Here is a 12,380-nt window from a genome sequence, read left to right on the forward strand (position 1 = left end):
CTCATAATCCCCTATTCTAGATGGCAGGCATAACATTTCCGCCGTTTACAGGAATGTAGGCGCCTGTAATGAAGCTGGCTAATTCAGAAGCCAAGAAAGCGACCGTATTGGCAATTTCTTGATCGGTCCCTCTGCGTTTGAGCGGTACGTTTTGGGAATAGGCATTGTTCTCCTCCGTGCCGCTCGCGCGATCGCGATCGCTAATGGTCCACCCTGGCGCAACCTGGTTAACGGTAATCTGATGCTCGCCGGCTTCCTTCGCCAAGACGCGGTAAACCCCGTCCATGCCGCGTTTTCCAGCCGTATAAGCGGATTGTCCAGCAAAATTTTGCATCGCGCACTCCGTGTTAATGCCAATCACTCTGCCGCCGCCTCTCTCAATCATGGCAGGAACGAACGCTTTAGCCAAAAACACGCTTTGCAGAACGCAGGATTCAAACTGACTTACATAATCGGCTATTGGCTGTTCAAGTATGCTCGTCCATTGGTACTGAATGACCGCATTAGCAACGACGATATCGACATGGCCAAGCTCTTCCGTCACCTTCGCTTTCATTTGGTTGATCTGCTGCTCGCTTGTAACATCCGCCTGCACGATCATCGCGCGTCTGCCTAGAGCCGTAATCTCCTGCTGCAGCTCTCTCGCCTTCGCCTCGTTATTATTATAGTGCAGCACGATGTTAGCGCCGCAGCCTGCAAGCGTGCGAGCCATTACGCGTCCCAAATCTCCTGTAGCTCCAGTAATTAGTGCCGTTTTATTCGAAAGATTAATTTGCATCGCTCTAGTCACCCTTCTATGTGAATCCTTTTTGTTATATCATTTATTATTAATTATGCTACCAAAAAGTCAACTGTTTTATAAAGCGCATTCAATAATTAATTCCAACTTCACTACAAGTAAATGACACAACGAATTAATTTACAATATGGTTATCTTTACCCTCGCGATTATCGGCTATTTCCTGCAATATTCCTTGTGATTTCGACTATATTCATGTATATTACAGACTATACGCACACACTAATTATTCACATATGTATTAATAATAACTCTCACTCGGAGGTTATCCATTGAAAATCGACCTATCAGAGCAAAGCTTGCCTATTTTTGAGGCCATATCAAGCAACGTTCGAATCCAAATGATTCATTTGCTTTCCAAAAAATCAATGAACATTCGCGAGCTTGCCGAAGCATTAGGCTTAAGCAGCGCGATTATGACTATGCATGTCAAAAAGCTGGAGAAGGCGGGCATCATCCGCTCCGAAATGACACCCGGCAAAGGCGGCGCTGCACAGAAGGTGTGCTCCCTTAGCATGGATGGACTTGAAATCGCTTTTCCCCGCAAGGACGTCGTCCATCGCGAATCCAGAAGGACCGAGGTATCGATCGGCCATTATACCGATTTGAATATCGTACCTACTTGCGGGATCTGTACGACCGAGAACGTGATCGGCATTTTTGACGATCCGCGCTATTTTCTTGATCCGGACCGCGTCAACGCCAAAATATTATGGTTCTCGCAAGGCTATATCGAATACAAAATTCCAAACTTCCTATTAAGCAGCGAAAGTCCGGATGAGCTCGAAATCTCGATGGAAATTTCGTCGGAGGCCCCCCTCACCAATATGAACTGGCCATCGGACCTTACGTTCTTCTTCAATGGCGTGAACGTTGGCATGTGGACGAGCCCCGCCGATTACGGCGGCAAGGGCAAGCTCAATCCGCCCTGGTGGTTCGATGATGTCAACCAATTCGGATTATTGAAGCGGCTTATCATTAAGAAAGACGGCACCTACATGGACGGCCTTAAGCTCTCCAACGTGAGTCTGGACCAGATCGATATCAGCAACAGCCACTGGACGTTTCGTATCGCGATTCTTGAGGATGCCGAGCATATCGGCGGCGTCACGTTATTTGGCTCAGGCTTCGGCAATTACAATCAGGATCTCATCTTCAAGCTGTATTACACGAAGCTGGCTCAAGAGGATCGGACGCTGGCATAGCCAAATCATTTGGAGAAGCCCCCTTTGCAGGGAGCTTCTTTTTATTTACCCACGATAGAACGATTGGATAATCTTATACAAAAGTTCTATCAAAACTGAGAAAAAAAGGGTTGTTTTCGTATGAAAACAATGCTACTATCTTAAACATACAATTCCAGTAGGAATAATAAGCTAAATCTCAAAACCATTTCAACCGGACAGCCGGAGAGATCGCTCGTTGCGATAGCTCCGGCTGTTTTTTATGTTCCATATGCTGAAATGCTATGCCCATCTCACGAAAGGAAGGCAAACACAATGTCCATGAAACGGCATGAGCAAGATGAGGGAAGCTCCTTTCCAGGCAAAACCTACGTAGAAGCCGTACTTTCGCCAGCTTATGATCAAGCGAAGCAGCAGCTGCTTCAGCCGATGATTGCCGTGCATAAAGCCCATCTCATTATGCTCTTTGAACAAGGGCTGCTAACGAAGGGCGAAGCCCGCCAAATCGCAAACGCCTTGTTAACGATAAATCTAGAGCAGCTGCGCATAGGGACATATAACGGGCAATTTGAGGATTTGTTTTTTGAGGTTGAGCACAAGCTTCTGGAGCTGTCGGATGAAGCGTCGGGCAGCTTGCATCTGGCACGCAGCCGCAACGATATGGGGATAGCCATATACCGGATAACGCTCCGCGAAAAGCTGCTTAGATCAATCGGATCAGCGCTTGGGCTGCATGCGAGCCTGCTTGAGCTAGCCAAGAAGCATACGGATACGATCATGATTGCGCATACGCATACGCAGCAAGCGCAGCCGACGACACTCGCCCACTATGTCGCAGCGGTGACCGACTCGCTGGCTCGGGATATTCAAAGGCTGCAGGCTGCCTATGCAAACTGCAATTTAAGCAGCATGGGTGCCGCTGCATTAACAACGTCCGGCTTTGCCATCAGCCGGGAGCGCGTAGCCGCGCTGCTTGCCTTTGATGGGCTGATCGAGAATGCCTATGATGCGGTAAGCGGCGCCGACTACGCAGGCGAGATCGCCTCAGCCACGCAGCTCGCCGCCATTAATCTAGGCCGGTTCACGCAAGAGCTGCTGCTGTGGTGCACGCAGGAATTTGCCGTCATCCAAGTAGCCGCCCCCTACGTTCAAATCAGCTCCATCATGCCGCAAAAAAGAAATCCGGTTTCTATCGAGCATATTCGCTCCCTTCTATCCAGCATTGCGGGCAATGCGCAAACGGTGCTTACGATGATTCACAATACGCCGTTTGGCGATATCGTCGATACCGAGGACGATATGCAGCCCTATGCGTGGAAGAGCTTAGATACGCTCGAGGTCGTTTATCGGCTGTTGTCCAAAGTCATTTCTACCTTGCATATCAGGGAGGACGTGCTGAGCAAACGAGCTGCCGAAAGCTTCGCGACCGTTACGGAGCTGGCAGATACGCTCGTTAGAGAAGAAGGCTTATCCTTTCGCAAAGCGCATTTGGTCGTAAGCAAGCTCGTCACCCTTGCTGCTGAGCGGGGCGATCACGTAAGCGATTTGAGCCTTCAATCGCTCAATGAGGCGGCGATTAAGACGATTGGCATCCCGCTTAGGCTAAGCGAGAAGCAGTTGAAGCAAGCGCTGGACCCTTACCATTTTGTGCAAATTCGCACGCTCCGGGGCGGGCCTAGTCCATCCGAAATGAATCGTTCGTTAAATGCCCAGCAAAAACGGCTGAACGACCTGAATCTTTGGCTTAAAGAACGCGCCGATAGACTTGAGGCTGCGGCAGCGGAGCTGAATTTCATTTTATCGAATTGGCTAATCAAGGAATTATGAATGGAGTGAGCTTATGTTTCGTAACCCCTTTAAAGTGTTTGATATTCACGGACATCTCCCCTACCGGCTGCTGCTCGGCGGCATTAACAGACATGAGTTGATTTCGCGCTATGGAGCGGAGCGAAGCGAGAGGATGAGGCTGACGTGGGACTTTCCCGAAGCTGCGCCTGTCGGTTCTAACGCGGATAATGACACGACCCCTTTAATTGATCGCTGGGTTGAGGAGCTCGACAAATACGGGATAGGCGGCCTCAACTTCCTTACTGCGCTAGACAATGACAATATGGCTGCTCAGCTTGCCAGACATCCCGATCGCTTCACCGGCTTTGCGTATCATTCCATTGAAGAAGAAGGTGCGGAAGCGGAGCTGCGCCGAGCAGTCAACGAGCTTGGGCTAAAGGGCTATAAGCTGTTCGGTCCGCTCACGTCGATTCCCTTCGATGATCCGTCGCTCACTCCCATATGGACCTTTCTCGCAGAGAAACGGCTGCCCGTGCTCATTCATTTCGGCCTGCTCGGACATGCGGGAGGGATCGCGCATCATCCGAACATAAGCCCATTGGCTATCTTTAATACCGCTCGCAGCTTCCCCGATATTCCGTTTATAATTCCTCACTTCGGGGCGGGGTATTTTCAAGAGCTGCTTCATCTGTGCTGGAGCTGCCCGAACGTCTATATCGATACATCCGGCTCCAATCAATGGATGCGCTGGATGCCCTATGAGCTGACCTTGGAATCGGTGCTGCGCAAAACCTATGAGCTCATCGGGCCGGAACGGATCATTTTCGGGACAGATGCAAGCGGGTTTCCTAGAGGCTACCCTTATCGGTATTTGCAGGACCAGGTTCGCGCTTGCCGCGAGCTGCGATTCAGCGAGACCGATATTGAGAACATATTTGGCAATAACGCTAGGCGGCTGCTCGGACTCGCGCTGCCCCATGGCAAGCCCGCGCAGCAGTCAGGCAAAGCCGAGCAAGCGTAATCGCTGCATACAAAAAGAGGAGTGGGTATTTGATGAAAAACAAAAAATGGACGACGTTAATGACAGGTCTGCTCATTATTATTGCCTTAACCGGCTGCGGCAGCGGAAACAATAGCAGCAAGGAGCCGGCAAACGCCGAAAAGGAAAATAAGACGGATAGCTCGAGCCCTCCAGAGACGCAAGCAACGGATAAAAAGGTAACGATTGAATACTGGCAATATGAATTCCCTGCCAAGGTTGAGCTTATTAACGAACTCATCAAAGAATTTCAAACCACGCATCCGAACATTACGGTAAAACAAACCAACTTCCCATATGACCAATACAATCAGAAGGTTGCGACGCTAGTTCCCGCAGGCAAAGGCCCTGATATTATCAACCTGTATTATGGATGGCTGCCAAAATACGTTGCCTCCGGCTATTTGCAGCCGCTGCCTGAGGACGTATTCTCCACAGCAGAAATCGAAAGCAACTTCTATCCTTTGGTAAATGCCGCCAAAATCGACGGCTCCTATTACGCGATACCTACCGCCGTAAGAACGCTCGCTCTTTTCTACAATAAAGACCTGTTGTCCAAAGCCCAAATTACCGAGCTGCCGACAACTTGGGAGCAGCTCGTCGACGTATCCAAGAAGCTGACGGAAACGGATGCCAAAGGGCAGTTTGTCGTAGAGGGCTTCGCTTGGGAGCCGGGCGCGCAGCTTCACCATTGGTACCGTGACGGCTTGCTTCACCAAGCCGGAGGGCAGGATTTGAGCGAAGACCGCCGTCGAATCTTATGGGCAGAGACGCCAGCCGGACTTGAGGCGTTCCAGTACTTGATCGATTTTGCGATTAAGCATAAGGTCGGCATTAACGGCTTCTACGAAAACGACAGCAATGCCTTTATGACCGGCCATGCAGCCATAAACGTTGACGGCTCCTTCCGGCTGGGCTCGATTAAGAAGGATTTCCCTGATCTCAACTACGGCGTTGCCCCGCTTCCGTCATACAAAAGCAAGTCTGCGCCTTCTTCCTTCTGGGCGAATGCGATCCCCAAAAATGTCGAGGGCGACAAACTGAAAGCCGCTTCCGAGTTTTTGAAGTTCTTGACCAGCAAAGAGGTTCAAGAGAAATGGGTCGAGAAGATCGGCGAGCTGCCAGCGCAGAAAGCGGTTGCGACACAGGATAAATACGTTAGCGACGAGAAGCTTGGCCCGTTCATCTCCCAATTGGATGACAGCCGCGCGCATTTCTTCATCGACGAAACGCAGGAGAAGACGCTGTTTGTTGATGCGACAAATGAAGTGCTGCTGAACAACGTGCCCGTGGAGAAAGCCTTTCAGGATCTTGTAGCCAAGACGCAAAAGCTATATGACGATTATTGGGCATCGGTCGACAAGAAGTAACCGGCTGCCTTGGCAGGAGCGCCTAGCCTAGTGCGGGCGCTCCATTTTGTAAGGAGAGGGAGGCGAAATTCATTATGCTGGAGCATGCCCTGCGTATAACCGCGCGCAAAAGCCGCGAGCTGCTTCGTGTACGGCTTAACTACCGAACGCAGCGTTATTTGTTTATCTATATCGTCCTCGGCATTCCCCTGCTCTACTTTTTGAGCACACGGTTGCTGCCGATCCTCTATGCCTTCAACGTGAGCGTGCGCGAATGGGATTTATTGTCCTCCGATAAGCCCTACGTTGGATTCGCTAATTTCAGTGCCTTGTTCAGTGACGAAATCTTTTTGCGGTCGATCGTCAATACGTTTAAGTTCGTCCTGCTTGGCGTTCCCGGACAGCTGCTTGTCGGTCTAATCGTCGCCCTTCTGCTGCATAACGTGCAGCGCCTTCGCGGGCTGTTCCGCACGGTGTACTTCATTCCTTACGTGACAAGCATCATCGCTGTCAGCTGGGTATTTCGCTGGATTCTTATGCGCAATGGCTGGTTAAATGAAACGCTCTTAAGCCTAGGCTTCGAACCGCAATTGTTTTTGCAATCGCCCCGCCAAGCCTTGTTTCTCATTACCTTGACGATGATTTGGCAAAGCACCGGCTTTCAAATGCTCATCTTTATGACCGGCTTGGAGGCCATTCCGAAGATGTATTATGAGGCTGCTGCTATCGACGGCGCCGGAGCTTGGCGGAAATTCCGCCATATTACCTTGCCGCTGCTTAACCCCGTTATCGTATTTTCCGCCGTCATTGGCGTTATTTCCTATTTGCAATCGTTCGGGCAGGTGCTGAGCATGACGAATGGCGGGCCGCTTAATGCAACGACTACCATGGTGCTTCACATCTACAATTTAGCGTTTCAACAGTTTAAGATGGGGAGCGCAGCAGCTGCTACCGTCGTCTTGTTCGTCGTGATTTTGGCGCTTACCCTGCTGCAATTAAAAGTGTTGAATAAAAAAGTGGAATATTGACGGGAGGCTGATTTCGTGAGCTCATCAAAGGTTAACAGGACGCGCGCCAAGTCCCCCGCAGTAAGGCTTCGTACGTCGATCATCTACCTGCTGCTTGCGGCTGGCGTCTTTATTATGCTGTTTCCGTTTTTATGGATGGTCGCCACCTCCTTTAAGCTCCCTCAGGATGTTTATAATCTGCGGCTCATTCCAGAGACGATTACTTTTGACAACTATGCCGCTATTTTCGAAAAAGCTCCTTTTGGCGCATGGATCAAAAATACGCTGATCATTTCCCTCATCGCTACCAGCACCGTTCTGATCTTTGATACGGCGGCGGGTTATGTGCTCGCCAAATTTTCGTTCGCAGGCAAGCAGCTTATTTTTTTGCTCATCATCAGCACCTTGATGGTACCTACGGAGATGCTCATTATTCCTTGGTATTTGATCGCGAACGATTTGGGCTGGTCCGACACCTACTGGGGGGTGCTGTTCCCCGGCATTATTACCGCCTTCGGCATCTTTCTGATGCGGCAGTTTATGGACTCCATCCCGTCGGATTTGCTCGATGCGGCACGTATTGATGGGCTGAACGAGTGGCGCATCCTGCTCCACATCGCGATTCCTCTAGTGAAACCAGCTATCGTGACGCTCGTCATTCTTACTTTTATAGGCAACTGGAATCAGTTTATTTGGCCGCTAATCGTGCTCCAGACGGAAGCGAAGTTTACGCTGCCCGTCGGCATCGTTTATTTCTCCAGCGAGCTGAAGGATACGAGCAATTGGATACTCATTATGGCAGGAACGACGATTTCCATTGCGCCGCTTATTATTCTTTTTCTTATTTTTCAAAAGCAAATCATTCGCGGAATCGCACTCAGCGGGATGAAATAACAGGCAAAGGTGATGAGAATGAGCAAATCAAACCGCCGAATGATCCTGAATTTATTTTTGCAAAATGCAGGCTCGCATAAAGGAGCTTGGCGCCATGAGAGCACGAGGCTTAGCGAGCTGCATGACATCAACCATCTTCTACGGATCGCCAAAAAAGCGGAAGCCGCCCGGATTGACTCGCTTTTTATCGCGGACGGTCTGTCTATTGAAACAAAAGCCGTTCAGCATGGCCCGATCCTTGGTTTCGAACCGTTGACCCTCTTATCGGCGATCGCTGTCGTAACCGAGCGGATCGGCTTGATTGCTACCGTTTCGACTAGCTTTAGCGAGCCTTATAACGTGGCAAGAATATTTGCTTCACTCGATCATATTAGCGGCGGCCGCGCCGGATGGAACATCGTGACGACAGGCGTCGAACGCACAGCCTTTAACTTCGGCCTGAAGGAGCTTCCTGCCCATACGAAACGGTACGAGAGAGCACGGGAATTTACCGAGGTTGCGCTAAAATTATGGGAGAGCTGGGAGGCTGACGCGCTGGTTCAGGATAAAGCATCCGGCGTATATGCCGATGCAGGCAAGGTTCATGACATCAAGCATGAAGGCGCTTATTTCTCCGTTCGCGGGGCGTTAAACATGATGCGATCCCCGCAAGGGAGACCGCTGCTCATTCAAGCCGGGGCTTCCGAGGAGGGCAAAAGCTTAGCGGCGCAATATGCCGAGCTTATCTTCACGGTTCAGCGCACCTTTGAGGATGCGCAGCTTTTTTATGCGGATATCAAAGCAAAGACGGCAAGGGCCGGTAGGTCCCCGGATGATATTAAAGTATTGCCTGGCCTTCATGTCATCGTCTGCGAGACAGAAGAAGAAGCCAAGCAAAAAGCGAGCGAGCTTCGGCAGCTTGGCTCAATCGAACGTGCCGTCATGTCGCTTTCCAACCTGCTAGGCATCGACTTCTCGGTGTATGGTCTGGACGATCCTTTTCCCGAGCTGCCCGAGCTGAGCGAGGTCAATGCTTACCAATCCTTTTACCAGATGGTAAAAAAAATCGTGGAGCAAGAGAAGCCGACGCTTAGAGAGCTGCTTGATAAGTACTGGGTAGGAAATGGCCAGTTAAGCATCGCAGGTACGCCGCAGCAGGTTGCGGATGTGATGGAAGATTGGTTCGTAAATGGGGCTGCGGATGGCTTCAGCGTCATGCCTCAGCTGGCTTTCGGCGGAACAGAAGCCTTCCTCGATCTAGTCGTACCCGAGCTGCAGCGCAGAGGGCTGTTCCCTACTGAATATTCCGCTCGGACGCTGCGTGAAAATTTGGGGTATAGCGTTCTATGATGGGAGGTAACCAAAGTGACCGATTCGAGAGATTTAAACGATCTCAATGCGCATCTGCTTGTCGATCCTAGCTGGGTAGAAAAACATAGAAGAAACCCCGATATCATCCTGCTTGATGCCAGAGCCAAAGGTTATGCGGCAGGCCATATTCCCGGTGCCCACTGGATTGATGTCAAAGCCTTAAAAGATAATACGTCCCACACCTTTGCAGCCGTAGATGCTTTAAGAGCTGTGCTAGAGAAATGTGGAGTAAGCAGCGGTGCAACGATCGTTGTGTATGATGAGGGAAACAGCGTGCTGGCGACACGCCTCTTCTATGTCCTGGAGTATTATGGGCTGCGAGATCAAGTGAAGCTGCTTAATGGCGGCTTTGCCGCTTGGACTGCTGTGGGCAAAGAAGTATCGGCCGAGGTGCCGGATGCAGAAGAGGGAACGCTTGCCCTATTCGCCGAGCCGCTGCTCGTTGTCACGAAGGAAGACATTCAAGCAGGGCTTAAAGATAGCCTCCTGCTTGATACTCGATCCGCCTTGGAGTATGCCGGAGCTGATCTTCGGTCTAATCGCAAGGGAGGACATCTACCCGGGGCCATACATAAGGAATGGAAGGAAGCGCTTGGGGCAGCCGATACAGACGGCGTGGTCCGTTTCAAGGATGCTCTTACCTTAAAGCGAGAATTTGCAGATGCAGGCATAAATCCGGCAAAAACAATCGTTCCTTATTGCCAGTCCAATCAACGCGGTGCCCATACTTATTTTGTATTGCGTTTGATTGGATATCCTGATATCCGTCCCTATGAGGGTTCATGGGAGGAATGGGGAAATGATGAGGATACGGAGGTCACGAGGCTGTAATAACGAAAGAGGAGAAGAGGGCGTTGGCGCCCTCTTCTCCTCTTTTCGTTATTACACGGACTATACATCAACTATTAATAAAGTGATTTCAATGCAGTCGTATCATAGTCACGCAGCTCATTCGTACGATCATCGCGTATTTTAACGGCCCATTCGGGATCTGCCAGCAGCGCTCTGCCTACGGCGACCAGATCAAACTCCTCATTTTCCAGCCTTTCAATCAGCCCCGCAAGGGAAGCCGGCTGCGCGGAATCTCCGCTGCTGCTTCTAAACTCATTGTCGAGGCCGACAGAGCCTACCGTTATCGTCGGTTTTCCTGACAGTTTTTTTGTCCAGCCTGCCAAATTCAGTTCAGAGCCTTCAAATTCAGGCTCCCAGTAACGCCGTGTCGAGCTATGAAAAACATCGACTCCCGCATCTACGAGCGGCGTCAAAAATTGCGAAAGCTCCTCAGGCGTCTCGGTCAGCCTTGCGGTGTAATGGTTAGCTTTCCACTGCGAGAATCGGAGCACGATCGGAAAATCGTCCCCTACGGCTCGGCGGCAAGCCTCTACAACCTCAACGGCGAATCGCGTTCGCGAAGCAAGATCGCCGCCGTAACGGTCGGTGCGCTTATTCGTTTTGTCCCAGAAAAACTGATCGATTAAATAACCGTGCGCTCCATGAAGCTCGATGCCGTCAAATCCGATTTTTGCTGCGTCTGCCGCAGCCTGCGCGTAAGCGGCGATAACATCCGCGATTTCACTTTCCGTTAGCGGCTCCGTTATCTTCTCGCCTGCCAGATTCAATCCCGAAGGCCCGATTGGCAAAGCTTCCGGATTAGGAAGATCGCCGATTTTGCGCGTCAATCCGATATGCCAAAGCTGAGGAATGATTTTGCCGCCTGCCTCATGCACAGCGTTTACGACGTTAGACCATTGATTTAAGGCTGCCTCACCGTGAAAGTTCGGCCAATTGGGACTCGCCGCCGCAGCGGGATGATTAATCAGCGTGCCTTCGGTGACGATTAGACCGACCCCATTCTCCGCCCGGCGGCGATAATAAGCGGCAACGTCCTCTCCAGGCACTCCGTTCGGGGAATATCCTCTAGTCATCGGCGCCATCACTATTCGATTAGCAACCTCTAGCTTCTTTGATTTAAAAGGCTTAAACAACGATTCAACCGATACTTCGTTTTTGGCATTAGACATTTGGATTCCTCCCATGTATTTGGTATCGATACGATTTTTATCTTAACACTATTCCATAATACCATTTATTTCCGTGTAATCCCAGTACTTTAATTGTAATAAAAGCGACTCATCGCTTTGAAGAACTGCCTAGGATTATATAACCGCCACGCGATAGCTATCTGAACATGTAAACGTAAATACGGCACCCCTAAACTATCTGCTCGCTCATTTAGCTGGATCGCTTACTCCGAGATGTTACTTGTCTAACGTGCGCGCAGCAGCAGCATTCGCCGTCACGGGACTGCTCAGGCAAACTAACTTAACTGGAATTTCTCCCGCTAAATCGCCCTATGAATGCGCCGTTTCTGCAATTACATGGAAATTCTCCTGCTAATTCCTCGTATTTCTCCCGATTTAGGCGTTTCGCGTAAAATTAACGGGAGGTTTTCCAGTTAAGTGGCCAGATGAGCTTCATTCGGCGATATGAGCGGGAGGTTTTCCTGTTAAGTGGCCGGATGAGCTTCATTCGGCGACATTAGCGGGAGGTTTTCCTGTTAAGTGGCCGGATGAGCTTCATTCGGCGACATTAGCGGGAGGTTTTCCTGTTAATTATGGTTTTCTGAGCTTTCAGTAACACCCCAACCGCAAGCTACTTGCCCAACGTCCGCGCAGCAGCATTCGTCGTCGAAGAAGCGCCCAAACAAACTAACTTAACTGGAATTTCTCCCGCTAAATCACGCTATAAATGCGCCGTTTCTGCATTTACATGGAAATTCTCCTGCTAATTCCTCGTATTTCTCCCGATTTAGGCGTTTCGCGTAAAATTAACGGGAGGTTCCTCTTTAGCCCCCTAATTCCATTGGAGTCCGAATTGGAATCCATTGTACACTATGTATATGGATGAGGTGAGGGATAATGAGGAGAAAAAGACAAAGTGAAGCGTACAAAATGAAGGTAGTTGAGGAGG

10 protein-coding genes are annotated in these 12,380 nt (G+C 50.2%); 8 read left to right on the plus strand and 2 right to left on the minus strand.

All coding sequences use genetic code 11. The features are described 5' to 3' along the window. Nucleotides 1-16: 16 nt before the first annotated feature. Nucleotides 17-778 (minus strand): SDR family NAD(P)-dependent oxidoreductase, encoded by a 762-nt coding sequence (locus tag ADU23_RS02520; RefSeq protein WP_053372303.1) that lies wholly within the window; start codon nucleotides 776-778, stop codon nucleotides 17-19. A gap of 293 nt (nucleotides 779-1,071) precedes the next feature. Between ADU23_RS02520 and ADU23_RS02525 the strand changes: the two genes are divergently transcribed. From ADU23_RS02525 to ADU23_RS02560, 8 genes are all read left to right on the plus strand, one after another. Beyond that, nucleotides 1,072-2,004 (plus strand): ArsR/SmtB family transcription factor, encoded by a 933-nt coding sequence (locus ADU23_RS02525; RefSeq protein ID WP_053372304.1) that lies wholly within the window; start codon nucleotides 1,072-1,074, stop codon nucleotides 2,002-2,004. A gap of 294 nt (nucleotides 2,005-2,298) precedes the next feature. Continuing rightward, complete coding sequence (argH, locus tag ADU23_RS02530) at nucleotides 2,299-3,810, plus strand: argininosuccinate lyase (RefSeq protein WP_082310972.1); 1,512 nt, start codon at nucleotides 2,299-2,301, stop codon at nucleotides 3,808-3,810. Nucleotides 3,811-3,823: 13 nt separating this feature from the next. Next, nucleotides 3,824-4,792 carry an amidohydrolase family protein gene (locus tag ADU23_RS02535; RefSeq protein ID WP_053372305.1) on the plus strand — a complete coding sequence of 323 codons (969 nt, stop codon included), beginning with the start codon at nucleotides 3,824-3,826 and terminating at the stop codon, nucleotides 4,790-4,792. A gap of 32 nt (nucleotides 4,793-4,824) precedes the next feature. Then, the gene (locus ADU23_RS02540; protein ID WP_053372306.1) at nucleotides 4,825-6,180 is read left to right on the plus strand and encodes an extracellular solute-binding protein; all 1,356 of its coding nucleotides are present in this window, start codon (nucleotides 4,825-4,827) and stop codon (nucleotides 6,178-6,180) included. 74 nt (nucleotides 6,181-6,254) lie between these two features. After that, nucleotides 6,255-7,187, plus strand: a complete 933-nt coding sequence (locus tag ADU23_RS02545) for a carbohydrate ABC transporter permease (protein WP_176707733.1) — start codon at nucleotides 6,255-6,257, stop codon at nucleotides 7,185-7,187. Nucleotides 7,188-7,202: 15 nt separating this feature from the next. Further along, nucleotides 7,203-8,060, plus strand: a complete 858-nt coding sequence (locus ADU23_RS02550) for a carbohydrate ABC transporter permease (RefSeq protein WP_053372307.1) — start codon at nucleotides 7,203-7,205, stop codon at nucleotides 8,058-8,060. An 18-nt stretch (nucleotides 8,061-8,078) separates the two neighbouring features. Continuing rightward, nucleotides 8,079-9,389, plus strand: a complete 1,311-nt coding sequence (locus tag ADU23_RS02555) for an LLM class flavin-dependent oxidoreductase (protein WP_053377429.1) — start codon at nucleotides 8,079-8,081, stop codon at nucleotides 9,387-9,389. 15 nt (nucleotides 9,390-9,404) lie between these two features. Next, entirely contained in the window at nucleotides 9,405-10,241 is an 837-nt protein-coding gene (locus tag ADU23_RS02560; protein ID WP_053372308.1) for a sulfurtransferase, read from the plus strand. A gap of 74 nt (nucleotides 10,242-10,315) precedes the next feature. On the opposite strand, the gene ADU23_RS02565 is transcribed toward ADU23_RS02560, so the two are convergent. Then, nucleotides 10,316-11,431, minus strand: coding sequence for an NADH:flavin oxidoreductase (locus ADU23_RS02565; RefSeq protein WP_053372309.1), 1,116 nt, complete (start codon nucleotides 11,429-11,431; stop codon nucleotides 10,316-10,318). Nucleotides 11,432-12,380: the final 949 nt, after the last annotated feature.

This window comes from Paenibacillus sp. FJAT-27812, from assembly GCF_001273905.1.
In the GTDB taxonomy this organism is placed as follows: Bacteria; Bacillota; Bacilli; order Paenibacillales; family Paenibacillaceae; genus Pristimantibacillus.